The sequence below is a fragment of the Prevotella sp. E9-3 genome (assembly GCF_022024015.1).
In the GTDB taxonomy this organism is placed as follows: Bacteria; Bacteroidota; Bacteroidia; order Bacteroidales; family Bacteroidaceae; genus Prevotella.
On the sequence record NZ_CP091786.1, the window covers coordinates 1,259,461 to 1,284,860 of the forward strand.

The following is a 25,400-nucleotide window of genomic DNA, read 5'->3' on the forward strand; positions in this document are numbered from 1 at the left end:
ACTATCTTCAGTTTAGCTTGCAATATTAGCTTAGTGCTTGATGGACTCGTCGTTCTTGTTGCTATAGTGGCTCTCGCTATAGTTGCCATACGAACCATAAGAGCCGTAAGTACCATAGCCGTATTTACCATATCCATAACGTCCGTATCCATATCTTCCGTACTTGCCGTACTTGCCGTAGCCATAGTAGTAGCCGTACTTCTTCTTCGACATGTCGATACCGTTGATGACAATACACATGTTTGGCATCTTCGAATCTTTAACCAATGCGTTGGCCATTCCGATATTTGACTTCGGTGTGTAGTCGGCACGACAAACGAAGGCTGTAACATCGGCGTACTTGCCCAACTGGAGGGTATCGGTAACCAATCCGACAGGAGCAGTATCAAGGATGATATAGTCGTAGTTGTCACGCAGCAGCTGCATAATCTGCTTCAATGACTCGCGAGACAGCAACTCGGTTGGGTTTGGAGGTGTAGGACCGGCAAGCAGCAGATCCAGATTCTCATTCACACCAGAAGGAACAATCTGAGACTTCAGCAAGTCATTGGTAACATTGTCGTGAACCAACAGGCTGCTAAGACCCTTCTGATGGTCGTAAATCTCAAACAGACGACCGAGGGCAGGCTTACGGATATCGGCACCTACCAGGATGGTCTTCTTGCCCAGCAGGCAGAAGCTGACAGCAAGGTTGGCTGCGTTGAACGTCTTACCTTCGCCCGATGTTGATGATGTGAACAGAATAACTTTCTGACTGTCGCTCAGCATGAACTGAAGGTTCGTACGCATAGAGCGGAATATCTCATCAGTCTGGTTGTTCGTATTTGCATGTACTACGATACCAGCAGTTGTCTTCACTGCTTCGCTAGCTATTGCTACGTCGGCGATGATAGGAATATTGGTCAGACGGGCAACATCATCATGGCCTTCAATCTTATAGCGCAGCAACTGGATCAGGTAAACAATCAGCAGAGGAAGGGCAAAACCGATGACAAAAGAAACCAGCATGATGATAGAGTTCTTAGGACTAACCTTTCCGTTGAACACAGGATCATCAATCAGTTTTCCTTTATCGGCAGTAGCTGCCAGGGCAATAGAGTTCTCCTCGCGCTTCTGCAACAGCATCAGGTACAGACCAGATTTTACTTCCTGCTGACGACCAATCTGAGTCAGAATACGTTCCTGCTCAGGAGTGTTAGACACCCTGTCCTGATACATATTATACTGCTTTTGCACACCTTGACGCTGGATATCAGTCGTTTTACGTGCTTGCAACAGTGCCTCGTTGATGGTTGTCTGCAGACGGTCCAGTGTGTTAGTCATTGTCATCACCTGTGGAGAGTGCTGAGAAGCAGATTCCAGCATACGGTTGCGGTCTTGCACCGTCTGGTTGTAAGAGTTGATCAATGATGAGGAGATAGGGTCGCTCAAACCAACGTTTGAAGGAATCAGCTGATATTTGTTTGAAGGACTTGTTACGTATTCACGCAGATAGTCCAGCAACTGCATCTGAGTATTAGCCTGAGCCAACTGTTCTGTATATTGGTTGGCCTGACTAACCAACTGTGAGGCATCCAAACGGAGCTGAGTCAGATTGTTGCGTTTCTTATAGTTCTCCAGCTCGCTTTCTGTGAGGCCTAGTTCTGCATTAATCTTTTCCAGACGACTGTTAACGAACTCCTCGGTCTTAACGGCAATCTCGTTCTTGTCGGCATTAGCCTGACGGTTATAACAAAGAGCCAGCTGAGTCAGGTAGTCCTGTGCACGAACGGGGTGCTTGTCTTTCAGTGTCAGCTGTGCGATAGATGTCATCTTTGAAGTTGGGGCCACCGTCATAGCGGCGGTATAGCGAACAGCAACGTTCTCAGGTGAGGAAATCTTTACGAACAGCACGTCGCCTTCCTTCATCAATTCACCATTGAAGTTTTTGTCTTTAGAGTGCTTGACATATTGTTCAATAGCGAAAGTGTTCTTTGTGAAAGTGAGGCTTCCCACAGGTGTACTTACTGTTGCGGGAAGGTTGCTGAACACCGTGTCGATATCTTCACTCTTGTCTCGGCTGCTCACGTTGTATTTGCCGTTCTTGTATTCAATCTTCAGGTTGATAAAAGGCTTGCTGCTCTTACTCAGTTCGTCCAGAGCTTCAGGATCCAAGTCAACAGTGACAGGCTGTGTCTTGTAAACTAATTGTTCCTTGATACGTCCCTTAGCCGAATACTCAGTATAGAGCTTCAGGTCTTTTACTGCCTCCAATGCCAATCTTCTGGATTGAAGGATCTCAATCTCGTTGTCGATACCGGTTGAGTTTGAGATAAAACCGAGATCCTGCATGTTAGCCAGCATCTGGTTGCCACCTCTACGATTGTTTGCTTCGTCTTTGATCAGCATCTTTACTGATACCTGATAAATGGAATCAGTATAGCGCAGATACAATAACGAACCGCACATGAAAATAAACATTGACAGTACGAACCACTGCCAGTTAAGAATCACTAAGGTAAAGATCGTCCTAATGTCAAATGACGATTCCTCTTCCATAGGTGATAGAGAGTCCATTGACTCAATAGATTCTGTTTTTTTGATATCTTCCATATTATAATGATATATTAGTCTAATTAGTATTTATCATTAACCTTTTCGGTTACTCCTGACTGTTTGCAAGTTGCTGCAGATACTGTCCGTAGCCGTTTTTCAGCATGGGCTTGGCCAATTCAGAAAGCTGTTCCTTGGAAATCCATCCTTTCTTGAATGCGATCTCTTCCAGACAGGCTACTTTCAGACCTTGTCTTTTCTCAATCACTTCAATAAAGGTGCTGGCTTCTGACAGCGAATCGTGTGTACCAGTATCCAACCATGCGAAGCCTCTTTGCAGAGTCTTTACTTTTAATGCTTTCTGATTAAGATATTCTTGATTAACAGTTGTGATTTCCAATTCGCCTCGTGCACTTGGCTTGATATTCTTTGCAATTTCAACAACACTGTTTGGATAGAAATACAAACCAACTACAGCATAATTAGATTTGGGCTTTGACGGTTTTTCCTCAATGCTAAGGCAGTTGCCGTCTTTGTCAAATTCTGCAACACCGTAGCGTTCGGGGTCGTTGACATAGTAGCCAAACACTGTTGCCTGATTGTGTTTCTCGGCATTCTCTACACTTTCTCGTAGTAGTCCGCTGAATCCGGAACCATAGAATATATTATCACCTAATACCAGGCAGGCACAGTCATTGCCAATAAATTTCTCTCCAATGATAAATGCCTGTGCCAGTCCGTCGGGCGATGGCTGCTCAGCGTATTCAAATCTTACGCCCAGTTCACTGCCGTCGCCCAACAGTCTTTTGAAACCAGGAAGGTCGTATGGAGTCGAGATGATCAGTATCTCCCGAATCCCTGCCAACATGAGGGCTGATATTGGGTAGTAGATCATCGGCTTGTCAAAAATCGGAATCAACTGCTTGCTGATTCCTTTCGTGATAGGGTAGAGGCGTGTACCACTTCCCCCCGCTAAAACAATGCCTTTCATTCTTTGTTTTCGTTGTTATTAGATTGCAAAGTTAAAGAAAAGTTGTCATTTCGTAAGGAGTAAGCCGAATTCAAGTCGTTTATTTAACTTTTTTTTGCTGTATTTCTTTTAAAAACTTGTAACTCTGCGTGAAAAACTCACAACTCTTTTGTACCTTTGCAAAAATTTTAACACAATATGGGATTTTTTGCAAAATTGTTCGGTCGTAAAGGAACCGGAGAAAATGAAATGAAAACTGGGGGCATGGAAGATTTTATGACCCTCATCCGTGTATATTTCCAAGCAGTATTGGCTTCAGAGCTGAATATTACGAATCTGGCTTCACTGCCAGACCTTCGCACGTTCAAAGTTACATTACGCGTACCCACACAGGGAGGAAAGCTTGGTGTTGGTGAAAAAGCACGTTGCAAGAAGATGCTGAAGGAGATGTATGAAATGGACGATGAGTTCTTTAAGGAAATTGACTCCAGTGTTCGTCGTCGTTGTAAGAAACTGCAGGATGTACAGCCCTACCTCCTCCAGTTCCAGGGACTCGTTCAGGATGTGATGATGCTTACGGGCAATCTGTTGAAATTCAAACTGCGTTTGCCAGGTTTCTTTAAGAAGGCACTTTATCAGATGACCGAAAAGACGGTGAACGATATCTTTAATAAGAATGATTATACCGATCCAAGCGTGATGAAAACCATCGTGGCTGTGCGTGAATATAACAAGCGACTTGGTTTTTCTCAGAAATGGATTACCGATTTTGTTTATCGTGTGGTTATGCTGGCTAAGAAGGAAAAGCAGCCACAGGCTGAGAATTAAAAAAAATGAAGTTCTGGGAACTCTAAACTACAGGTTCCTTAACAGTTTTATAAACTTCAGTAAAACTGCAATTATCATTAAATTGCCGTTAAACGGTTGAAGAATGAAAAAAGAGAGTTAAGATTTAATAACGGGAAGTTCTCAATGGTTAAAACCCGTTAACTTGTTTGCGCTTTCTTTTTTCATTTTTCATTTTTTAATATTATTTGTTTACCTTTGTGACACAAATAAATTGTAATCATGACCGAAAGCGAGAAAGCTTTATCAACGTTTCAAACCCGAGTGAGGCAGATGCTCCTCCGTTTTCAAGAGTTGAAAAAGGAGAATGCAGAGTTGTATGACCTCATTGGTAAGAATGAGCAGGATATTAAACATCTGCAGGAAAAGTTGACTCAAAGCGATCGTGACTACCAGTCGCTGAAGATGGCGAAGATGATTGAGATTACCGATGGTGACCTTCAGGGAGCCAAAGACCGATTGTCCAAGCTGATTCGCGATGTGAACAAGTGCATTGCAATCCTGAGTAACGAAAAGTAAGGAAGACAGGCGATGGCAGAGAAATCAGACAAGGAGACCCTAAATATCACGCTGCACGTTTACGACGAAGATATAAGGACCGTTCTTCATAATCGTGAAGACGAGCAATATTTCCGTCAGGCAGCCAAGCTCATTTCAGAGCGCTATGGTGCGTACGCCCAAGTCTATAAAGGACGCAAGAGCGATCACACGATAGCCTTGATGACGCTGATTGAGATTGCGTTCCGTTTAGAGCGTGAACGCGCAAAGAATGATACCGCTCCCTATGATAATACTCTCGCTGAATTGACTGCTGAAATTGAGGCGGCACTCAAGGAAAAATGACATTTGTAATAGAGCTGAGAGTATTAACATTAATATAATAACCTAAATTATGGATATAATCTTTGTGATTTTAATTGCCGTCGCAGCACTCGTTTTAGGTACTGTAGGCGGATATTTTGTATTTCTCAAAGTAGTCAACGGGAAATACCAGGAGCGTATTGAGGCTGCTGAGAAAGAGGCTGAAGTTATTAAGGAAAAGAAACTCCTTGAGGTGAAAGAAAAGTTCATCAATAAGAAGAGTGAGCTGGAGAAAGAAGTTCAGCAGCGCAATCAGCACATTCAGCAGAGTGAGAACCGCCTGAAGCAGCGTGAACTGTCATTGAATCAGCGCCAGGAAGAGCTGGGCCGTCGCAAGAACGAGCTTGACAATCAGCAGCAGCGCATTGACAATGAGAAGAAAGCGCTGGCCCTTAAGCAGGAAGAACTGGGCAAGATGCAGCAGAAAGAGCGTGAGAAGTTGGAAGAACTCTCTGGCTTGAGTGCTGAAGAGGCTCGCAACCGCCTGGTTGAATCGCTGAAAGACGAAGCCAAGACTCAGGCTGCCAGCTATATCAACGAGATTATGGACGAGGCCAAGCTCAATGCCAATGCTCAGGCCAAGAAGATTGTGATTCAGACCATTCAGCGAGTGGCCACTGAAACAGCTGTTGAAAACAGCGTGAGCGTGTTCCATATTGAGAATGATGAAGTGAAAGGACGTATCATCGGTCGTGAAGGCCGTAACATCCGTGCCCTTGAAGCCGCTTGCGGCGTTGAGATTGTGGTGGACGATACTCCCGAGGCCATTGTTATTTCTGCTTTCGATCCCGTTCGTCGTGAGGTGTGCCGTCTGGCCCTCCACCAGTTGGTCAGCGACGGTCGTATTCACCCCGCCCGTATTGAAGAGGTTGTTCAGAAAGTGAAGAAACAACTTGACAATGAGATTATCGAAACCGGTAAGCGTACAACTATCGACCTGGGTATTCATGGCCTGCATCCTGAGTTGGTGCGTATCATCGGTAAGATGAAATACCGTTCTTCTTACGGTCAGAACCTGTTGCAGCATGCTCGCGAAACAGCAAACCTCTGTGCGGTAATGGCCTCTGAATTAGGTCTGAATCCTAAAAAGGCAAAGCGTGCCGGTCTGTTGCACGATATTGGTAAGGTGCCCGATGAGGAGAGCGAACTGCCACACGCACTCTATGGTGCTAAGATTGCTGAGAAATACAAGGAGAAACCCGATATCTGCAATGCTATTGGTGCTCACCATGATGAAATGGAGATGCAGACTCTTCTGGCTCCTATCGTACAGGTGTGCGATGCCATCAGTGGTGCACGTCCCGGTGCGCGTCGTGAAATTGTCGAGGCTTATATCAAGCGTCTGAACGATCTTGAGGCAATTGCCATGAGCTATCCCGGTGTTACCAAGACTTATGCCATCCAGGCAGGTCGTGAGTTGCGTGTTATCGTTGGTGCCGATAAGATGGACGATGCCGAGACCGAAGCACTCAGCGGTGAGATTGCTACCAAGATTCAGAACGAGATGACCTATCCCGGACAGGTGAAGATCACCGTGATTCGCGAAACCCGTTCTGTGGCATACGCAAAATAATTGTACGTTAGTATAACTACTATAAAAAAATAGTTCTTCGCCATCGCGGAGAACTATTTTCATTCTTCATTCTTCATTCTTCATTCTTCATTCTTCATTCTTCACTCTTCACTCATGCCTGATGGCTTCGATAGGATCCATGTTGGCCGCTTTCTGTGCGGGTATATAACCAAACAGGATGCCGATGGCCACACACACCAGGAAGGAAACATAGATGCTCCATGCAGGCACACTCGATGGCATGCCGGCCAGTGGAATAATCAGCTCGCTCACTCCGCATCCCACAATGATGCCCAGCAGTCCGCCAGTCACCGATATGAGTACCGATTCAATGAGAAACTGGAACGAGATTACAGGACCTGTAGCGCCCACGGCCATACGCAGACCAATTTCCTTTGTGCGCTCCGTTACCGAAACCAGCATGATGTTCATGATGCCGATACCGGCTACTAATAGCGAGAAAGCGGCCGCCACCACCAGAATCAGCGTCACGGTGTCCATCGTACTCGACATTGTTTCCATCATCTCTGCTTGCGAACGGATAGTGAAGTCGTCGGCTGCGTCGCCTTTCAGTTTGTGGTTGTCGCGCAGTATCTGGGTCAGCTCTTCAATGGCAGCGTCGCTCAGTTCCTCAGTGAGCGCCGAGCATACGATGCTTGAGAACCAAGTCTGGGCGGCAATACGTTTCATCACCGTGGTGTAGGGGGCTATCATCACATTGTCCTGGTCCATTCCCCACGAGTTGTAGCCTTTTGATTTCAGTACTCCGATGATGGTCATCGGTATAGACTTGAATCGAATGGTCTTGCCGATAGGATCCACCCCTTCGCCAAACAGTTCGGTGACAATCGTTTTTCCTACCACCACTTTCTTCGATGCCTTTTTGATGTCTTCCTCCGTGAAGCACTCGCCTTCCTCGATGTCCCACAGTTTGATGTCCAGGTATTCAGGGCTTTCTCCATAAAGCGAGGTGTTGGTGTTGTTATTGCCGTAGATCACCTGTCCGCTGGCAGTCACCTCTGGCGACACCTTTGTCACGAATTTCTTTTCACGCAAGATGCGTTCGTAGTCGGCCATCTTCAGCGTCTGCATGGCTGACGGGTCCTGACGCACACCGCCACGCATGTCGGCTCCAGGTCTGATGGTCAGCAGGTTCGTGCCCATTGTTGAGAGTTCCTTGCGAATACTCTCTTTCGACCCTTGTCCGATGCTCATCATGATAATCACGGCAGCCACGCCGATGATGATGCCCAGCATAGACAGGAACGAGCGCATCTTATTGTTTGCTACAGCCCTGAGGCTGACTTTAAATAGGTTCAGTATGTTCATATTGCATTAATCATCTTGAGGTTTCGGCAACAGTGCCAGTGCTTCAGCAGCCGATTTGATGTTAGTGTTAATGGTGTCTTCCCGAATCTTACCGTCGCGCAGGTTGATGTTCCGGCTCGAGTATTCCGCTATTTCAGGATTGTGAGTCACGAAGATGATGGTGTGCCCTTGACGGTGCAGTTCTTGGAAGAGTACCAGCATTTCAAACGAAGTGCGTGTGTCCAGATTACCCGTAGCCTCGTCGGCCAGCAGTACAGCCGGATCGTTCACCAGTGCGCGGGCTATGGCCACACGTTGCATCTGTCCGCCCGACATCTGGTTCGACTTATGGTCCAGCCGGTCGCCCAGTCCTACAGCCTTCAGAGCTTTTACGGCAGCCTCTCGTCGCTGTTGAGCATTATATTTCGAGTTGTACATCAGTGGCAGTTCCACGTTCTCCACGGCAGTAGTCTTGGCCAGTAGGTTGTAGTTCTGGAACACGAAACCAATCTTCTGGTTTCTCAGGTGGGCGCGCTGCGTCTTCGACATGGTGCGCACCGACACACCGTCCAGGAAATACTCTCCGCTGGTGGGCGTGTCCAGGCATCCCAGCTGGTTCAGCAGCGTCGATTTTCCCGAGCCCGAAGTGCCCTGAATAGTAACGAACTCCCCCTCGTATATCTTGAACGATACGCCCCGCAGTGCCTTCACCGTTTCCGAGCCCACCTGGAAATATCGCTTCACGTTCTGCAGTTCTATGACTACCTTTCTATCCTCCATACTTTTTTACTTCTTCTTGTTGTTCTTTGGTCTTGGCATGAATGGGTTGGCAGCCTGTTCTTCCTCTTTCTGTTCGCCACCGCTGATGCTGAAGTCAACCAGAACTTCCGTACCCTCGCTGATGCCGCTAACTATTTCAGTCGTTATGCCGTTGGAGGTGCCTGTCTCCACTGCGTGAGCCTTGAAGATGTTGCCTTCGCGGGTCCATAGTTTCTGCGGAGCCTCTACGTCGTCGATGGTCTGCCCTTCACTGAGCAGAGCCTCGTTGGGCATAAAACGGAGCGCTTTTGCCGGCACCGTCAGCACATCGTTCTTCTCCAGAGTGAAAATCGTTACGTTGGCCGTCAGTCCCGGCTTTAGTTTCAAGTCGTTGTTCGGTGCCGAGATCACTACTTCGTATGTCACCACATTGCTCTCCGTTGTGGCCTGCTGGCGCACCTGGGTTACTTGACCTTCGAAATGGTCTTCGGGGAAAGCATCCACGGTAAACGAAACGCGTTGTCCTTCCTTCACACCGCCTATGTCAGCCTCGTCGATGTCGGCAATCACGCGCATGTTTGTCAGATCTTGTGCTATCGAAAACAGTTCAGGCGTTGAGAACGATGCCGCTACTGTCTGTCCCTCTTCCACGCTCTTTGACAGTACCACTCCGTCTATAGGACTGGTGATGGTGGCATAGCCCAAGTTGGTCTGCGCTTTTTGAACATTCTGCGAGGCAGTGGTCACCTGATCCTTCGCTTTCAGGTACTGCAGTCGGGCCGTCTCATACTCGTCGGCGCTCACCAGTCCCTTGTCGTAGAGCGTTTTGTATCTGTTGTGGTTAGCCTCTTCATAGGCCAGTGTGCTCTGAGCGCTGTTCAGGTTGGCCTTTGCCGTGTTCAGTTCACTGGTCAGGTTGGTCTTGTCCAGTTCGGCAATCACCTGTCCTTTCTTCACTTCCGAGTTGTAGTCAACATACAGTTTGCTCACTATACCGCTCACCTGTGTGCCCACGGTCACACTCGTTACCGGTTCGATGGTGCCCGTAGCCGTGATAGTAGTCTGAATATTTCCTTTCTCCACCTTTGCTGTCTGGAAGTCAACGGTGGCTTTCTTGTCACAACTGGCCGTCAGTGTGAGCACTGTCAGGGCAATCATCCCTGCTTTGCAAAGTCTTTTCATATCTTTGTTTTTCCTTTTTTTGTTTTTACTATTTGAGAGCCTCTCCTCTGTAGAACTTCAGCATTTGCAGCGCCAGCAGCGTCTGATACTTACTCTGTAGCCGGTTCTGTTGGGCCGAGAGCAGGCGGTCCTTTCCCGTCATCAGTTCCACGATATTCTTCAGTCCCAGGTTGAACTGTTCCTGCAGCAGGTCGAAACTGTGCTGTTCGCTCTGTTCTGTCTCCATGGCAGCCCGCAGTTTCTGCTGATTCGTTTCTGCATCGAGCCAGTAGCTTTCGAGTGTCTGGTACAGGTCGTCCTTAGCCTCTTCCAAGTCCAATTGGGCCTGCATCTGCTGTATTCGGGCTTTGCGCACAGCGGTCTTTGTCTGTCGCTGGTCAAAGATGGGGATGTTCAGCGTCAGGCCGGCCGATGCGTCGAAGTTTGTTTTCATCTGTTTGCCCCATTCATTGTCAGACTGCGAGTTGGTGCTTGTGCCCACCCCTCCTGTCAGACTGAGGGTGGGGGAGTATCCGGCCTTTGCCATCTTCACGCTCAGTTCGCTGCTTTTCACGCTCAGTTCGCTGTTGGCTATCTCTGGTCGGATGCCCAGTGCCTGTTCGAACACCGTCTGCAGACTTGGAATCTCTTCCAGTGCCTGTTCGTCGGAAGTGTTGGGAATAGCAATGCTGAACGGGTCGGTAGTGTCCAGTTCGAGCAGCTGCTTCAGTTGCAGTAAATATAAAGAAATGTTTGCGCGCGCCTGTACTATATTATATTCGTCGGTGGCACGTTGGGCAGACAGCTGTGCCACATCGGCCTTCGACATCTTTCCCACCTCCAGCATCTGCTGTCCGCGCTCTTCGTTCTTCTTACTCGTTTCCAGTGTTTGCTCGTTCACTTTCACCGCTTCTGTGAGGTAGAGTATCTGTACATACAACTGGGCTATCTGTTCCTGAATACTATTGGCGGCGGTTTGCGTCTGCAGCTGACTCTGTTCGACGGTCAGTTTGTTCTGTCGCAGAGTGTTGCGGTTACGGTTGCCGTTCCACAGTGTCCACGAAGCGTTCAGTCCGTACGAGCCGTTGTAGTAGCCTTTCTTTACCTCTGTCTCTACGATGCCGTTGGCCACTGTCGATAATCCCGTTTCCTGCCAGGGACGGTAGCCCAGGCTCTGGTTGGTAGATGCCGATAGCGATGGCATCAGTGCAGCCCGTGCCCCCTTCACATCCTCTTCGGCCGATTGTGTGGTGAGGCGGGCTTTTTGCAGCGTGATGTTATGCTCCATGGCGTGGGCAATACACTGTTCCAGTGTCCATTCATCCTGTTGGGCCCATGCGGTTTGCGCCATAGTCAGCCATCCGGCTGCCAAGATAATAATTCCTTTGTTCATTGTTAGTTATAAGATATTTTCTCTGTTTTTGTGCTCCAGCGCTGGGGGCTATTTCTTCACATCCTCCAGTATGATGTCTGGTCGCTCATCAGGGCGCATCAGCTCAAATTCCACGTTGTGCATGTACAGTCCATCAACGTGGCGCGCAAAGAGGCCGTATGCCGGTGTGGGACCTGCCCAGCGGGGCTCCGGGTAGTTGGTGCCCTGCTCGCGGTAAGGCTTGTCCACCTTCTTGCCTCCGCCGCGATACTGTATGCGTATGTTGCTCAGTGAGACATTGCGTATTGGCTCACCTTCCATGCCCGTGATTATAATGCCTGCAAGCGAATCGCAATCGTTGGCGATGACATTATTTATATATATGTCACGTGCTGATGAAGGTTGTGTCACCTCCTTCGGGCCGCGATTACGGCAACCCGTAGTGATGTAGATGGGGTAGTGGTGCACATGGTTCAGCGAGATATTGTTGACCACGATGTTCTCCATCTTTCCCTGATCCACTTCCTCAAAGGCCAGGCCGCTGCTCCACATGCAGGTGCAGTTAGATATCGTGATGTTGCGATAGCCGCCGTTAGACTCCGTACCCAGCTTGATACGCCCGCATACCCAGTTCACCTTCTCCGGCACGTATGTGCCATCGAGGAACGTGCCGAGCTTATAACCCGTAACGATGCAGTTAGTCACAAGGATATGCTCACACGCCACAGCCTTTTTCAAGGCGTATGAGCTCTTCAGCACTATAGCGTCATCGTTGGGCGTATTCACCTTCGTATTGCTCACGGTGAAATACTTGCAGCAGTCTATGTCTATGCCGTCGCGGTTAGTGTCAATGGTCACATTGTCTATCGTGCCGATCTCGCAGCCTGTGATGATGATGGCAAAGTGTCCGCCACGATAAATGGTTATGTCGCGTATGGTCACATTGCGGCACAACTTCAGCGCTATCGCCTTATCGCCGGTGCCTATGCTGCCGCCCTGCACGTTGCCGCCCTTCTCTGTGTCGCGCTTTGTCAGGCCCTCACCGTCTATCATACCCCTGCCGGTAATGCTGACATTCTGCTGTCCCTCAGCCCATATCAGGGAGTTGTGAAAATAGGTATGGCCACCGTCTTGATACTCCGGGAACCCACCGAATGACTCGCTTTCATCGTAGGCCTTCATGCTGGCAGGCGCAGCCAGAATCTTAGCTCCCGCCATCAGGTGCAGGTCTATGTTGCTCTTCAGGCGGATACTGCCGCACAGGTAAGTACCGGCAGGCACCACCACCTGTCCGCCACCCTCAGACGTAGCGGTCTCAATAGCTTTGTTGATAGCCACATGGTCCAACGTCTTGCCATCGCCCTTGGCCCCAAAATCCTTCACGTCGTAAACCCTTGCCTGGCAAACCAATGCCACCAAAGCCAGCAATACGCTGCATAACATCCTTCGGGTCATAATATGTATCCTTTTGGATTAGTTATTCAAGTTTCGCCTGCAAATTTATAAATAATCTCTGAAATACTAAACTTCTATCGCCATATATTTAACCTAAATAATTCAGTAGAGGTACAAAAAAAGAAGCGTTTTTCTTTATTATCCTAAAATCCGCAACTAATAATCTTTCGTTTAGAGATTCACGTTATGGTGTCAATGCAGCGGTAGGTGTATTCTCCCTCCCACAGGTCCCGCTCCCCATCCGTGCGTCGCTCTCGCTGTATGACAAGGCGGTATGCCTTCCCCTCCAATTTTTCCACGGTGATGGAGTTCAGCTCATACTCGATGCCGTTGATCTCCTCCTTCTTCCATCCCCGCAGTGCCAGCAAGCTGTCATAAGTGGCTGGTCACATCCTCCACACAGTCGCCACCACAGAAGTAGACGCTTGCCAGTGAACCTACAATCTCACTATACTGATAGCCGAATGATGTGCACCGGATGCCCAGCACTTTGTCTATAATCGGAGCCACAAAACGGGAAAAAAGCTCTCTCACATGAAATATTCCTCCAAAAGGAGTGCTTTTTTCAGATTTCATTTGTACCTTTGGCACGTCATTGATGATTTTGCTTGTCGTTAAACGCAGCACTAAGGTAAGTGAAAAATCTGACATGGCAAAATCCTGGACTGCTCGGCTCTGCGCTTCGCTAGTCGAAAAACTTTTTGTTTCTCAAGAACTTATAATGAATATTAAACCAAAGTGCTGCGGAATTTGGGGTTAACAAAAAAATATATTCAAATATGACATACAATAAATCTCCGCTCTTCATGATTCTTTTCCTGCTGTGTTGCAGGATGTCAGCTCAGCAGTCATGCTGTAGCAACATCGTAAAAGTGCCGTTCAGCGTCTCGGATACAGGAAAGCCGACACCCATCAAGTGGGGCATGGACACAGCCTGGGATGACGAGGGCAATGTGTTGCGTGGCATCAATTTCATCGGTGCCGACCGTCTCACTTACGGCCGTGTCTCCTTCCAGGTGATGGACCCTGTTAATGCCGATGGCACATTGTCTGCACGGCAGCAGAGGTTTTTGCGGTCGCGATTGCAGCATATCGCACTGAGCAAGCCCGCGGGCATTCTACTCAACAGCGACCCAGTGGACATTAACGTGGACATCTTCACCCACCACCCCGAACAGTGGTACAAGGTCATCAAGGCAACTGTAAAATATGTACAAGACTACGGGCTGAACGTGGTCTCTATCGCTCCCTTCAACGAGCCGGACGTGACTGCCAGCAATCAAGGAACGAAGGACGATTTCAAGGCTGTGGCCAAACTGCTGAAGGAAGATCCCGAACTTGCCGGCATTCGCATCTGCGCCGGCAACACCTGCAACAACGATGGCGCCATGGAATGGTATCAGCACATGAAACCATACGTCGATGAAGGGAACACGCACCAGCTGGCCGGCGATTTCGACCACTATGCCGATTTCTATACTACTGTGAAAGCCGACGGCAAGGTGGCTACGAACGACGAGCTGCACAACGTGATGGAAGGCATCGTGGGCGCACAATACGGTTTGGAGAATGGCATCTGGTGGGGAACGGTAGGACCTACACGAGGCGACTTCTGTCTGGCCACCAGCACTGGCGGGATGCGTCTGGGCTATGCCGAGAATCGTGCTGCATGGACTGGGGCTGCTGTCTATAGGATGCCCGACGGTCGCATCAAGGCATTTGCAGGAACCAGTGAGCGACAGGCCTCACCATGCACTTATGAACTGGTAAGTACAGACAAAGCTGTGTATTTCGACGGCTATGGCCCCGCCTACACCTATCCTGTCTTCCTGCCCGGCGGTTACCGTTACGGCGACAAGTACCAGCAAAGTGCCGAGCGCAGCATACAGATATGCCAAGGCGAGGACGTGCCTCTCTGTCCGCTGACATGCAGCAACTACATCATAGTCAACAAGAAAAGCCAGAAGGTGCTGACAATCCTGTCCGGCTCCACAGTCAATTCGGCAGCCGTTGGCCAGTACGAAGACAAGGACTACCCCTACCAGCAATGGACACTGGAGGCTCTGAAGGACAACGGAGGCGACCTCACGGGGTTCTATATCCACAGCCTGCGCAATGAGAACATGAACTTGGAAACTGCGGGCTTTCAAGTGAAACCCGGAGCCACGGTGAGCGTCTATCCCGTGACAAAGGCAGAGAACCAGCGCTGGGCCTTTGAGTATGCCAGCGACGGATACTACAAGATTCGCAACTACCAGTCGGGACTCTATCTTGAGGTGGCTGGTGGAAGTTCGGCCAACAACGCCACCGTGCGCCTGTGCGCCGAGGCTACCGACGATCACCAACTGTGGAAACTCCTACCCATCGATGCGCCCTGCGAACAAGAAGCTCCCACCGTTCCGTCGGGACTGAAAGCTAAGTCGGGTATAAGCACTATCGAACTCAGCTGGGAAGCCAACACCCAGGACAAGGACTTCAACGGGTATATGGTGCTCCGTGGTGAAAAGAACGCGGCTGGAACAATTGAATACGACGTCATAGGACGCCAAGTCATGGATACCTGTTTCATCGACAACGACTGTCGCCAGAACACCATCTACTACTATGCCCTGCAAAGTGTGGACTATTCCCAGAACCGCTCCGACAAATCGGAACCCGTGGAGGCGGCCCTGAGTGGACAGCGTGGACTGGTGGCGAAGTATGATGGCAGCTCGGCGAATGATATTCGCATCCCACCCTCTGCTGTATGTCTGGCACAAGCCACCATCGCTGCATGGGTGTATAATCCAGGCTACTTGGCCGAGAACTGCCGCCTCTTTGACTTCGCTGCTAACGACACAAGCCAAGCCGTCCTTTCCCTGAACCAAGGGGGAAACCTCGTGCTGACGCTACAAGACGGCGAGCGTATGCAGACCATCAGTGGCGGAAAGCTGCCCGGAGGCTGGCATCATGTAGCCGTGACCATCGGCGAGAGCATGACAAAGGTCTATCTCGATGGTGAGCCGAGTGGAACTGGCGCGGCGTCCTCTGTGAGACTCGCAGACATCCGGCCCGTGTGCAACTACATCGGTCGTGGACAAGACGCGAGCGTGCCGTCTATGGATGGACGAATTGACGACCTGCGCATCTACAACTATGCGCTGAGTCCCGCAGAACTCCAGTCCGTGATGGACGAGACATCTTCACACGGCGATGAGAATGCATGGTCCAAGCCTGTACTGCCATCCAAGTCCTTAGCGGAAATCAGCGCCACAGAAGTCCTCTACCTCTACAACGTGGATGCCGACGCCTTCGTCACTTATGGAATGAGCTGGAACACCCAATCGGTGGCACAGCGTCTGGCAAAAGGCGACCGCAGCTTGGACAACCGATTCCGAGTCAAAGTCACGAAATTGGCTGGAGGCAAAGTCAGACTCTCGATGGCGGACAAGTCCAACGTGTACATTGGATGTCTCCCGGATGCCTGTAACGTGTGGAGCGACCGTTCGGCTGAGGAAGCCACTTTCACGTGCCAAGAGGCATCCACAGCCGCTGGTAGCACGTATGCCTTGATATCAGATGCACAAAAGGACTACCTCGACGTGTCCTATGCCTATGGTGGTCCCCTGACCACACGCCACGGACGCGGTTTCACGCACTGGGCTTTTATTGCGCCGAAAGAGATTTCCTCCCAGTCATACGCTAAATACAAGGAAAGGCAGAAGCTTTTTGCCCTCCACCAAGCCATTGCTGACTCAAGAAAAGAAGATGTTTATGCCGCAGACATCCAGGCTGCGGCCCAAGTTTACCTGAATGCCGATGCAACGGTGGCAGAACTGCGTGCGGCCACTCGCAAACTGATTGTGGCCGTAGCGGAAGGTCTCACTAGCAGCATAGACGTTTCAGACCTGTTCGACAACGCTGACATGCTTGGAAATGCGACAACGACCGACTGGACAACCGCTTCAACTACCATTAAGGACGGCAACATCGAGATTTTCCACAAGCCGTTCACCCTCACACAAACGCAAACTGACCTACCGCTGGGCATCTACGACATTGTTTTACACGCATTCTATCGTAACGACAATACAGACAAGGCGCCTGTTGTGGCTGCCAAGGCCACGAACACCGTGACGGGAATGGTGGTTGAGAGGCAGACGGTGGCAGACAACGAAGTGATGATGACAGCCGCCGAGACGACTGCCGGTGCGGCACAGACGTTAACCAGCGACTTGGCACAGACAGAACTGAAAGACGTGATCGTGGATAATCACCAAATGACTCTGTCCGCAACAATCTCCAGCAGCACACAATGGGTCAATTTTCAAGGCTTCGAAATCAAATTCCGCCATCCGTTTGTCACTGTGGAGATTCCACAGTCGGGCTACACCACGTTCTACTATAGCGACCAGAGCTTCCTGCTGCCCGAAGGCATGGAGGCCTACACATTCCGCGAGACGAGCGAAGGCTTTGACGTCAGCCAACACTACACGACAGCTGGTACCGTACTGCCCGCAGGACAAGCCGTTGTACTTGGTGCTCAACCAGGGAGATATACCATGCTACCTACTACGAAGAAGAAAAGCCTGGACTCAAGAAACCAGCTCCGAGGCTCCGACGAGGACCAACTGACCCACGGCGGCACATTCTACTACACTTTATGTGAGAACGAAAACTACCAGATGGAATGGAACTGGACTGCAACAGATGGAGCTGTCTTCAAGAATCCGGCACACAAGGCCTACCTCATCTCAACACGCTCCACTAAGCAGTCATCTATCCTTGCAGAGCTGCCATCTGCCGTGCAGGCTATACAGGCTGTGCAGACAGACAGCTGCTCCAACTCCAAGGCAATCTACAATTTGGCTGGCCAGCAAATAAAATCCCAATCCTCGACAACCTTATATGGGCTTCCGCGCGGCATTTACATCGTGGATGGCAAGAAAGTAGTAGTACGCTGACCCTTTTTATTATGTAGTCTGTTTTTCGGCTCTTACCTTATATATTTATAGGATTGAACCTTTTTTTGTATCTTTGCAGTCGTTTTAATTCTTGGTTACTATGGGTGGTCTTGCATATCTATTCATTTCGATTTTCGAAAATCAAGACAAATAAAAATCGCAAACTAGAACGGAGAAGCTAACAAAATTCGCCTAAATTGTAATAAAAAGCCCGTTATACATCAACTGAATGAATCCTATATCGCAATTCTTTAACTCTTATACTGCAACTGAACGGCAATTGCAGTACAACTGAATGGCAGTTGCAGTATAGTTTTCATTCAGTTGCGGTATAACTACCGTTCTATTGTAGCCAGTTTTCGGGGCGTATTAAGGAAAAGTGGATGCCTTTTTGGAGTTTTAAATTGTACTTTGTTGATTTTCAGTAGGTTGTGAAAAATTCGCAACATGCTCATAATTCGCGTGTAGAAGTCCGAAGGAGGAGTTGGTGAATTCCGTGCGATTCTCGCGCGCTTTAGTGTAATAAATATACATTCTTTGAGTGCATATATATTCTTTTTATGGTGAAAATAGGTTAAACATTTTGAATGTATTACTATTTTTATTATATTTGTGCGTCAAAATAATTATTACATTACAAACTACATATTTTATTTCACGAAGAGCAAATTATTAACTATAATTTATATATATCATGAACAAAAAAACTTTACTTAATTTCTGGGTTCTACTACTGTGTATGGTAGTAGGAGGAGCAAGTACTGCGTGGGCACAGAGTGATTTTTCTGCCCTCTACACAAGTAATGTTACGCTTCCTTCAAGTGGTACTGGAACCGTTTCTTCTTGCATAGTTAATGTTAATACTACGCAATATAATGGTACCAAATTGGGAAAGAATGGTGCAGGCGCTTCTGCAACATTTCAGGCTCCTGCTGGTACGAAATATATTCATTTACATGTCGCTGCTTGGAATGGGCAAAGTACTGGATTCACTTATAAAGTAGGAGATGGTACAGCGCAATCGATATCTGGCATTACCTCTAACTCAGGTATTAAAGGTAATCCTCCTTTCACTTTCGATGGTGACGCAAGTAGTTCGAATTATTACAAGGTCATAACTTTAGATAATCCTTTAGCAAGTGATACAGATATTACTTTTTCAAGTACGTCTGAACGAGCTGTTTTTTGGGGAGTAAATACTGAATCTGTAGCAACTCCTTCATACGTTATTACTGCTCAATCCAATAACAATTCTTATGGAACAGTTGCTCTTGAAGGTAGCTTTATTACCGCTACTCCTGCAGATGGCTATCGCGTAAGCACCTCTGAGCCTTATACCGTTTCTCCAGCTAATTCAGCAACCGTTTCTCAAAGTGGAAATGTGTTTACTGTAACTCCTTCTGAAAATACAACGGTGACCATCAATTTTGAGGCTATACCTACTCATACTGTTACCTTCTCAGTTAATGGAGATGTTAGCCGAAAAGTTAGTGTAGCTGAAGGTGGAGCAATTGTATTCCCTACTGCTAAAGATACACCAGCTGATGAAACTGAGTTTAATAAGACCATCAGCGGAAAAACTTTTGTGGGTTGGTACACAGACGAGTATTCAGATGCATCTGTTGCACCTTCTTATGTTAACACGTCAACTGCTACTATGAGCACAAGTGATATTACTTATTATGCTGTATATGCAGATGTGGAAGAAGAAGAGTCGGATGATGTCGCACATGCTAAATTGGACCAAACTTTGCAGTATGATACTTGGACCTATAGTGGTTCTACAACGGACAAATCGGGCTATCGCTTATTCCATACAGACAGCTACATTGAGTCTGAAGCTTTTGACTTAAGCACCTTAAAGAAGGTTATTATTTATGCTGGTACTTACGGTGGTCCCTCATATAATAGTTTGACAATCGGTGATGGCACAAATACATGGAAAGATGTTACTGTATCTGGGTCAAGCCAAACAGGAGTCAATGAATTTGTTGATGGAACGGCTTTGTCTGGTACTAAAGCTCTACGTATTACAAGTAACTCAGGAACTGATAGTGGAAATGGAACTGGCGTTCGTATCTCTAAGGTTGAAATTTTTGTCAAAGGCAGTATAAGGACTGAAAGTGACTATACCACTTCTGTGCGTATGGATGCTGGTATTTCATTTGCTGACGCAGAAGTAAACGTTAAGTTGACAAGTGGATATGCTGGTCAGGAACTGACAAATCCTAATGCGGTAACTGTTGCCTATAGCTCTTCTGATGAGACGGTGGCTACTGTTAATAGCTCAACAGGCGCTTTAAGTATGCTGAAAGCCGGAACAACAACTATCACAGCTTCTTTCGCAGGTGATGCCAATTATTTGCCAGCCGAAGTAAGTTATGAGTTGATTGTTACTGAAAAGAATCCTCATGATCTGGCTTATGCAGTAACAGAAATTGAAAAGTTGACAACTGATGCAGTATTTACAAATGCTTTGACCAACGAACATTCACTTGCAGTGACTTATACATCAAGTGTTACGAGCGTGGCAACCGTTAATGCCACAACAGGCGAAGTAACTGTTACAGGTGCAGGTACTACAGTTATTACGGCAACTTTTGCGGGCGATAAGTCATACGAGGAAGGTGAGGCCAGTTATACACTGACCGTTAGCAAGGATGTTCCTACATTGAGCTTCGCTTCCGAGAACGCTATTGGACGTGAAGGTGAAGCTTTTGAAGGAAATGAGCTGACCAACCCTGCAGGCTTGACAGTAAGCTACGAATCAAGCGATGAGACGGTCGCTACTGTTGACGAGAATACTGGCGCAGTTACTATCGTAGCAGCCGGTACTACTACAATTACTGCTACTTTTGCTGGAAATGATACTTATGTTCCTGGTGAAACAAGCTACACTTTAAAGGTGCTTGCAACTCCTACAATTACTGTAGCTGATGACGCCATTGAATTTGGTGAAATCTTTAACATTGATGATTCTTCCATCACCGGTGGTCCAATCACTGTGACTTCTGATAATGCAAATATTGTAGCCATCGATGGTCTTGTGATTACTCCAATTGCATGTGGTAGCGTTGAGATTACTGTTAGTACCGCCGAGGATGAAACCTATAAGGCCGGAAGCGAAACGTTTACACTGACGGTGACTGCCCCAGAGGGTAAGACTGCTGCACCAAGTGGTGATGTTGTGTTGTTTGGTGAGTCGTTTGGTAATAATACCGGTAGTGCACGAGATTGGAATGATTCTTATAGCGTGAAAAGTGGAGTACTGGCTGTGTATTCTGGAATTACAGGCTATACTGTTTCAAATGCAAAACAGGGCAAAAATTCAACTGGTAGTACACAGTCTGGTTTGAATCAAAGCACATCTGGTTCAGACGCGTCTATTATTCTTGGTCCGCTAAATGTTGAAGGTTATAGTGATATGACATTAAGCTATCAATGGAAAGCTGCCTCTGTTAAAGGAACATATACAACTTCTGCTTACTATGCGACGAGTTCTGAAGGTGAATTTACTGAGATGGAAGGTTCGGGAGATGGTGCAACAACTTTCGTAGAACGTTCATATACTATTCCTGAAGCAGCACAAGTGTCTTCACTTTATCTTAAGATAGTATGGAATACTTCCAATACACAAGGCATAATTGATGAAGTACGATTGACTATTCCTGAGAAATCTTCTGCCACTGTTACTCTGAACAAGAATGGTCTTGCTACCTATTGCTCTCAGTATCCTATGGACTTCTCTTCTGCTCAGGGCTATACTGCATGGCGTGTAACTGGTGTTTCTAATGAAGGAGTGGTTTCTCTTGAGAAGATTACTGAGGCTATTAAGGGCGGTCAGGGCGTTCTGCTATACAACAAGAATGCCGATGGCGTGAACACCAGCGAGGTTACTGTCAACTTTGCTGATGGTGCCACTGAGTATAGTGATGCACAAAATAAATTCTTCGGCACCACCGCTCCTACCTATGTTGATAATGAAGAATACCTTGGTCTTAGCGGCAACAAGTTTGTAAAGGTGAATGCCGGAACTATTCCTGCTGGAAAGGCTCTGCTGCCTGTAAGTGTTCTTCCTGCTGGTGCACGTCAGCTGACCTTCCAGTTCGAGGATGATGGACAGACTACTGGAATCAGTGATCAGATCACTGTGAATGGTGAAAAGTCAGTCTATGACCTGCAGGGTCGTAAGGTGGAAAAGACCACAAAGGGACTCTACATCGTAAACGGCCGCAAAGTGGTGGTTAAATAAGTGAGTGAAATTGTTCTAATTCGTATTCAAAATCTGACAAGATATGAAAAAGATATATGAAATACCTGAATTGGCAGTGGTAAAGCTAGAATTGGTAAATATTGTTGCCGCTTCTAATCCTGAGATTATTGTTGACACTACTGAAGATGTTAATGCCGAAGTAGTAGAGTCTCGTAGAAATAATATTTGGGATGATGAAGAAGACTGGTAACTAAGAGGCTGAATCCGGATCGTTTAAAGTCTGCAAGCACATCGCTTGCAGACTTTAAACGACCCGTTTGCAGGCTGCAAACATAATGATATAAAGAAGAAAGCCGGAACGCACTTGCGTTCCGGCTTTCTTTCGCTTATCTTGAGCCTCTTGTCGGATTCGAACCAACGACCCCGAGATTACAAATCACGTGCTCTGGCCAACTGAGCTAAAGAGGCGGGTGGGCAAGCGGTCTGTATCGCGCCGCTACAACCAAGTACCTTTGCTACGTTCCCGTCCTGGAGGATTCCGAGGGAGCTGGCCGTACAGGACTTGCCCATGTTTCGCGTTAAGCGGGTGCAAAGGTAATAAAAAGTTAGGAGTTTGTAATTAGACGTTAGAAGATATTTCTTATTGTTTAACATTTTTTAGAGTGATACCTCTAAAACCTTCCGTTAATTGTATATAATAATATGTTATATTCTGAATTTTTTCGTACTTTTGCAGCAGATTTCTATTAAGGAAGAATATGATAACCCCTGAAGAAACAATACAACTGCGCGCTTTTGTACGTTATGACGGTCTTCTTTTGGCCATTCTTTGGACCGTGAGCTTTGCTTGCTACATCATCGGACTAAGCAATCCTGCGGTGTCGATGCTGGCTGTAGGTCTCGTCCTGTCGTCGCCCTTTTTTGTGGCTCAGCGCCTGAAAGTGTTTCGTGACTATGGTCGTGGGGGCGTCATCTCGTTCCTTCGTGGATGGGCCTATGTGGCACTAACCTTTTTTCATGCCTCCTTGTTGTTGGCTGTAGTGTACTATGTGTATTTCGCCTTTCTTGACCACGGCTATTTCCTGCAGTCCATCCACCAGTTGTTGAACAGTCCTGAAAACCAGCAAGTGCTGAGCCAGTATGCCACAGTAGAGGAGTTCAACCAGATGTTGAACGACATGCAGAGCGTTCGTCCTATCGACTTGGCGCTGAGCATGCTGCAGGCCAACACCATAGTGGGCATTCTGCTGGGTATGCCCATCGCTGCATTATTGAAGAAGAAAGTTTGAAAAACAATGGATATATCAGTAATTATACCTCTTTATAACGAGGAAGAGTCAATAGGCGAGCTGTTTGCCTGGATAGAGCGCGTGATGGATGAACATCACTATACGTATGAAGTGATTTTTGTGAGTGATGGCTCTACTGACCGTTCATGGCAGATTATCACCGAACTGAAACAGCGTTCGCAGCATGTTCACGGTATTAAGTTCCGTCGCAACTATGGTAAGAGTCCTGCCCTGTACTGTGGCTTTGCCAAGGCCGAGGGCGATGTGGTCATTACCATGGATGCAGACCTTCAGGACTCGCCCGACGAGATTCCCGAACTGTACCGCATGATTAAGGAAGAGGGATTAGACCTGGTGTCGGGCTATAAACAGAAACGCTACGACCCGCTGTCGAAAACACTGCCCACAAAACTGTTCAATGCCACCGCCCGTAAGGTGAGCGGCATCAAGAATCTGCACGATTTCAACTGCGGACTGAAGGCCTATCGCCGTGATGTGGTGAAGAATATTGAGGTCTATGGTGAGATGCATCGCTATATTCCTTATCTGGCCAAGCAGGCCGGTTTTTCAAAAATAGGCGAGAAAGTGGTGCAGCATCAGGCTCGTAAATATGGCGAATCGAAGTTCATGGGATGGAACCGTTTTGTCAATGGCTATCTTGATTTGATTACACTCTGGTTTCTCAGCACCTTTGGCAAAAAGCCCATGCACGTGTTTGGCTTCCTGGGAACGGTGATGTTCTTCATCGGATTCCTGGCTGCTTTCTTCATCGGTGCCGACAAACTGTGGTGCCTGGCCAATGGCATTCCTCAGCGACTGGTCACTGACTCGCCCTATTTCTATCTGGCCCTGACCATGATGATTATCGGAACGCAACTGTTCCTTACCGGATTCGTGGCCGATTTGGTGAGCCGTTCTTCGACCAATCGTAATGACTATCAGATAGAAACCACTATATGATGAGTCAGAAGAAAGGTATAGCCAAGAGGGTAGTAGGGGCAATCGGCATGTTGCTCCTGGTGCTGCATGTGGTGATGGGTATTGCTTCGTGCTCGTCAATAGAGTGCCCGGTGCAGAATAAAGTGGAACTGGTGTGCCAACTGGCCGACACCTTGCACGACACACTCTCTGTGACCAGCCAGCGCAGAAATGGTACAGACACTCTTTTGCTGAACAGGGGAGTGAACCTTACTTCGATGAAACTGCCTCTGAGCTATCAGAATCCTGTGGATACACTGGTACTGAAAACCGTAAGGATGGCTGTGACCGATACCGTGTGGGTGGAGAAAGAAGACATCCCGCACTTCGAATCGGTTGACTGTGGCCTGTCCTATTTCCATAAGATAAAGTCAGTGAGAAGTACCCATTTAGGTATTGACACTGTGATCATCAATAAAGTCCTTGTAGATTATGACCCTTCAACAGCCCATTTACAATTCCATTTCAAGGCTCGTCCTTAGTCTGCTGCTCCTGCTGGTCTGCAGTGTTGAGGCTGGGGCACAGCGCTTCTTGAAACTGGAACAGGACACCATTCCTCTGTTCCGGGGCTTTGCCGTGTCGTTCGATCTGGCTGGTGCCGCCCAGATGCAGCTATCTGACTACGGACAGTATGAGGGTGCACTCCGGCTAAACCTGCACGATCAGTATTTCCCTATTGTGGAAATGGGTATCGGCAGGGCTAATCATGGCGAGGATGTTGTGACCAAACTGAGCTACAAGACCACTGCGCCTTATTTCCGTATTGGTGCCGATGTGAACATCATGAACAAGAAGCATACAGGCAACCGTGTGTTTGCAGGACTGCGCTATGCCTTCACCAGCTATAAGGTGGATGTGAACCACCCTGGTCTGCAGGATCCTGTTTGGGGATGGGATGCTACATTCGGTATGAGCGATGTTCAGTGTAGTATGCACTGGGCTGAAGTGGTGTTTGGCCTTGATGCTAAAGTGTATGGTCCGCTGCACCTGGGATGGAGCGGACGTTACCGCATGCGCATCAGTCACAACGATGGCGATTTAGGCAAAACCTGGTATGTGCCGGGCTTTGGCATACAAGACAGCTCGGCACTGGGCTATACATTCTACGTGTCGGTAGATATCTAATTAAGAACTAATCAC

Annotated in this window: 18 protein-coding genes, 1 tRNA gene and 1 pseudogene; 11 read left to right on the forward strand and 9 right to left on the reverse strand. The window is 47.8% G+C overall.

The window, feature by feature from the left end:
- Positions 1-30: 30 nt before the first annotated feature.
- The gene (locus L6475_RS04385; RefSeq protein ID WP_237822864.1) at positions 31-2,592 is read right to left on the reverse strand and encodes a polysaccharide biosynthesis tyrosine autokinase; all 2,562 of its coding nucleotides are present in this window, start codon (positions 2,590-2,592) and stop codon (positions 31-33) included.
- Between the two features lie 49 nt (positions 2,593-2,641).
- The gene (gene rfbA / locus L6475_RS04390) at positions 2,642-3,523 is read right to left on the reverse strand and encodes a glucose-1-phosphate thymidylyltransferase RfbA (protein ID WP_237822866.1); all 882 of its coding nucleotides are present in this window, start codon (positions 3,521-3,523) and stop codon (positions 2,642-2,644) included.
- Positions 3,524-3,700: 177 nt separating this feature from the next.
- Here rfbA and L6475_RS04395 point away from each other — a divergent pair, with 177 nt between their 5' ends.
- From L6475_RS04395 to rny, 4 genes are all read left to right on the forward strand, one after another.
- Complete coding sequence (locus tag L6475_RS04395; protein WP_237822868.1) at positions 3,701-4,330, forward strand: hypothetical protein; 630 nt, start codon at positions 3,701-3,703, stop codon at positions 4,328-4,330.
- A gap of 240 nt (positions 4,331-4,570) precedes the next feature.
- Positions 4,571-4,867, forward strand: a complete 297-nt coding sequence (locus L6475_RS04400) for a hypothetical protein (protein ID WP_237822870.1) — start codon at positions 4,571-4,573, stop codon at positions 4,865-4,867.
- A 12-nt stretch (positions 4,868-4,879) separates the two neighbouring features.
- Complete coding sequence (locus tag L6475_RS04405) at positions 4,880-5,191, forward strand: cell division protein ZapA (RefSeq protein ID WP_237822872.1); 312 nt, start codon at positions 4,880-4,882, stop codon at positions 5,189-5,191.
- A gap of 49 nt (positions 5,192-5,240) precedes the next feature.
- Complete coding sequence (gene rny / locus L6475_RS04410) at positions 5,241-6,782, forward strand: ribonuclease Y (protein WP_237822874.1); 1,542 nt, start codon at positions 5,241-5,243, stop codon at positions 6,780-6,782.
- A 108-nt stretch (positions 6,783-6,890) separates the two neighbouring features.
- Here the strand turns inward: rny and L6475_RS04415 are convergent, their stop codons facing one another.
- From L6475_RS04415 to L6475_RS04440, 6 genes and pseudogenes are all read right to left on the reverse strand, one after another.
- Positions 6,891-8,111: an ABC transporter permease gene (locus L6475_RS04415; RefSeq protein ID WP_237822876.1), complete on the reverse strand. Its 1,221-nt coding sequence runs from the start codon at positions 8,109-8,111 to the stop codon at positions 6,891-6,893.
- A 6-nt stretch (positions 8,112-8,117) separates the two neighbouring features.
- Positions 8,118-8,870, reverse strand: a complete 753-nt coding sequence (locus tag L6475_RS04420; RefSeq protein WP_237822878.1) for an ABC transporter ATP-binding protein — start codon at positions 8,868-8,870, stop codon at positions 8,118-8,120.
- A 6-nt stretch (positions 8,871-8,876) separates the two neighbouring features.
- Complete coding sequence (locus L6475_RS04425) at positions 8,877-10,031, reverse strand: efflux RND transporter periplasmic adaptor subunit (protein ID WP_237822879.1); 1,155 nt, start codon at positions 10,029-10,031, stop codon at positions 8,877-8,879.
- Between the two features lie 28 nt (positions 10,032-10,059).
- Positions 10,060-11,403: a TolC family protein gene (locus L6475_RS04430; protein WP_237822882.1), complete on the reverse strand. Its 1,344-nt coding sequence runs from the start codon at positions 11,401-11,403 to the stop codon at positions 10,060-10,062.
- 48 nt (positions 11,404-11,451) lie between these two features.
- Entirely contained in the window at positions 11,452-12,837 is a 1,386-nt protein-coding gene (locus L6475_RS04435) for a glycoside hydrolase family 28 protein (RefSeq protein ID WP_237822884.1), read from the reverse strand.
- Between the two features lie 188 nt (positions 12,838-13,025).
- Positions 13,026-13,428: pseudogene (locus tag L6475_RS04440) on the reverse strand (hypothetical protein); the annotation flags it as partial.
- A 188-nt stretch (positions 13,429-13,616) separates the two neighbouring features.
- On the opposite strand from L6475_RS04440, the gene L6475_RS04445 reads away from it, so the two are divergent.
- The 3 genes from L6475_RS04445 to L6475_RS04455 all read left to right on the forward strand — a co-directional run bounded on the left by L6475_RS04445 (position 13,617) and on the right by L6475_RS04455 (position 22,243).
- Positions 13,617-17,780, forward strand: coding sequence for an RICIN domain-containing protein (locus tag L6475_RS04445; RefSeq protein WP_237822886.1), 4,164 nt, complete (start codon positions 13,617-13,619; stop codon positions 17,778-17,780).
- 739 nt (positions 17,781-18,519) lie between these two features.
- The gene (locus tag L6475_RS04450; RefSeq protein WP_237822888.1) at positions 18,520-22,032 is read left to right on the forward strand and encodes an InlB B-repeat-containing protein; all 3,513 of its coding nucleotides are present in this window, start codon (positions 18,520-18,522) and stop codon (positions 22,030-22,032) included.
- A gap of 43 nt (positions 22,033-22,075) precedes the next feature.
- Positions 22,076-22,243 (forward strand): hypothetical protein, encoded by a 168-nt coding sequence (locus L6475_RS04455; RefSeq protein ID WP_237822889.1) that lies wholly within the window; start codon positions 22,076-22,078, stop codon positions 22,241-22,243.
- Positions 22,244-22,387: 144 nt separating this feature from the next.
- On the opposite strand, the gene L6475_RS04460 is transcribed toward L6475_RS04455, so the two are convergent.
- Positions 22,388-22,461, reverse strand: a tRNA-Thr gene (locus L6475_RS04460).
- 290 nt (positions 22,462-22,751) lie between these two features.
- Between L6475_RS04460 and L6475_RS04465 the strand changes: the two genes are divergently transcribed.
- Genes L6475_RS04465 through L6475_RS04480 form a run of 4 tightly spaced genes read left to right on the forward strand, consistent with a single transcriptional unit; the run spans position 22,752 to position 25,385 of the window.
- Positions 22,752-23,282 (forward strand): DUF4199 domain-containing protein, encoded by a 531-nt coding sequence (locus L6475_RS04465; RefSeq protein ID WP_237822891.1) that lies wholly within the window; start codon positions 22,752-22,754, stop codon positions 23,280-23,282.
- Positions 23,283-23,288: 6 nt separating this feature from the next.
- Positions 23,289-24,242: a glycosyltransferase family 2 protein gene (locus L6475_RS04470; RefSeq protein WP_237822893.1), complete on the forward strand. Its 954-nt coding sequence runs from the start codon at positions 23,289-23,291 to the stop codon at positions 24,240-24,242.
- Complete coding sequence (locus tag L6475_RS04475) at positions 24,239-24,742, forward strand: DUF6452 family protein (RefSeq protein ID WP_237822895.1); 504 nt, start codon at positions 24,239-24,241, stop codon at positions 24,740-24,742. Before L6475_RS04470 ends, L6475_RS04475 begins: the two co-directional genes overlap by 4 nt.
- Complete coding sequence (locus L6475_RS04480; RefSeq protein WP_237822897.1) at positions 24,693-25,385, forward strand: DUF6048 family protein; 693 nt, start codon at positions 24,693-24,695, stop codon at positions 25,383-25,385. Before L6475_RS04475 ends, L6475_RS04480 begins: the two co-directional genes overlap by 50 nt.
- Positions 25,386-25,400 lie beyond the last annotated feature (15 nt).

Bases quoted from the DNA above. Each gene is read 5' to 3' on its own strand.
- L6475_RS04385 (WP_237822864.1), bottom strand. From the start codon at position 2,592: ATGGAAGATATCAAAAAAACAGAATCTATTGAGTCAATGGACTCTCTA.
- rfbA (WP_237822866.1), bottom strand. From the start codon at position 3,523: ATGAAAGGCATTGTTTTAGCGGGGGGAAGTGGTACACGCCTCTACCCT.
- L6475_RS04395 (WP_237822868.1), top strand. From the start codon at position 3,701: ATGGGATTTTTTGCAAAATTGTTCGGTCGTAAAGGAACCGGAGAAAAT.
- L6475_RS04400 (WP_237822870.1), top strand. From the start codon at position 4,571: ATGACCGAAAGCGAGAAAGCTTTATCAACGTTTCAAACCCGAGTGAGG.
- L6475_RS04405 (WP_237822872.1), top strand. From the start codon at position 4,880: ATGGCAGAGAAATCAGACAAGGAGACCCTAAATATCACGCTGCACGTT.
- rny (WP_237822874.1), top strand. From the start codon at position 5,241: ATGGATATAATCTTTGTGATTTTAATTGCCGTCGCAGCACTCGTTTTA.
- L6475_RS04415 (WP_237822876.1), bottom strand. From the start codon at position 8,111: ATGAACATACTGAACCTATTTAAAGTCAGCCTCAGGGCTGTAGCAAAC.
- L6475_RS04420 (WP_237822878.1), bottom strand. From the start codon at position 8,870: ATGGAGGATAGAAAGGTAGTCATAGAACTGCAGAACGTGAAGCGATAT.
- L6475_RS04425 (WP_237822879.1), bottom strand. From the start codon at position 10,031: ATGAAAAGACTTTGCAAAGCAGGGATGATTGCCCTGACAGTGCTCACA.
- L6475_RS04430 (WP_237822882.1), bottom strand. From the start codon at position 11,403: ATGAACAAAGGAATTATTATCTTGGCAGCCGGATGGCTGACTATGGCG.
- L6475_RS04435 (WP_237822884.1), bottom strand. From the start codon at position 12,837: ATGACCCGAAGGATGTTATGCAGCGTATTGCTGGCTTTGGTGGCATTG.
- L6475_RS04445 (WP_237822886.1), top strand. From the start codon at position 13,617: ATGACATACAATAAATCTCCGCTCTTCATGATTCTTTTCCTGCTGTGT.
- L6475_RS04450 (WP_237822888.1), top strand. From the start codon at position 18,520: ATGGTAGTAGGAGGAGCAAGTACTGCGTGGGCACAGAGTGATTTTTCT.
- L6475_RS04455 (WP_237822889.1), top strand. From the start codon at position 22,076: ATGAAAAAGATATATGAAATACCTGAATTGGCAGTGGTAAAGCTAGAA.
- L6475_RS04465 (WP_237822891.1), top strand. From the start codon at position 22,752: ATGATAACCCCTGAAGAAACAATACAACTGCGCGCTTTTGTACGTTAT.
- L6475_RS04470 (WP_237822893.1), top strand. From the start codon at position 23,289: ATGGATATATCAGTAATTATACCTCTTTATAACGAGGAAGAGTCAATA.
- L6475_RS04475 (WP_237822895.1), top strand. From the start codon at position 24,239: ATGATGAGTCAGAAGAAAGGTATAGCCAAGAGGGTAGTAGGGGCAATC.
- L6475_RS04480 (WP_237822897.1), top strand. From the start codon at position 24,693: ATGACCCTTCAACAGCCCATTTACAATTCCATTTCAAGGCTCGTCCTT.